This is a genomic window from Rheinheimera sediminis (assembly GCF_004005375.1).
Taxonomy (GTDB): Bacteria; Pseudomonadota; Gammaproteobacteria; order Enterobacterales; family Alteromonadaceae; genus Pararheinheimera.
This window is the reverse complement of record NZ_RZUF01000089.1, coordinates 1-514: the sequence shown is the minus strand read 5'-3', so window position 1 is coordinate 514 and position 514 is coordinate 1. Positions and strand designations below refer to the sequence as shown.

The 514-nt window shown below is 46.3% G+C and carries 1 protein-coding gene; it reads right to left on the bottom strand.

Annotation, left to right across the window (positions count from 1 at the left end; genetic code table 11):
- Positions 1-112: 112 nt before the first annotated feature.
- Positions 113-295 carry a hypothetical protein gene (locus tag EMM73_RS19880; RefSeq protein ID WP_127688488.1) on the bottom strand — a complete coding sequence of 61 codons (183 nt, stop codon included), beginning with the start codon at positions 293-295 and terminating at the stop codon, positions 113-115.
- Positions 296-514 lie beyond the last annotated feature (219 nt).

Sequence of the window (514 nt, the reverse complement as noted above, 5' to 3'; positions counted from 1 at the left end):
CTGTACGGGGTTTATTTAACAAAAACTGCAATGCGGCTTTGCCCCCTTTACGCTCGGCTACCCTGTGAAAAATAACCGCAAAAGATTCTGCATAGGACATCATCAGCTTTCTCTATAAAACATTTTCAGCCCCAAGTACACAATAGCCATTCACCCACCCCACCTTGGGTTCTGGCACAATAGCGCAGTCAGAATACATTCTTTCCTGCTTTTGCATGGTCTGTTGTGCATTTTTATAGTGTTCAGCAAGCTTTAACAGCTCAGCTTCGTCTGTATGCTCAGTCGAATACGCCACATAAGTTTCAGGTCCTCCACACGCTTTGTGGCCGAGCGCAAGCACTCTGCAGTGCGCGAGGGTTTCGTTACGCTATTGACACCGATAAGCAGATGGTGAAATAAATCCTGAGTTTCAGGCTGTTTTTCCGGCCTGTGGTAGCTTCTGGTTACCTACTACTTGTGTTCAAAGCGTTTCGCCTTAGGCGAGATAGCTTTCTTTTGCTTCGCCAAAAGAAAG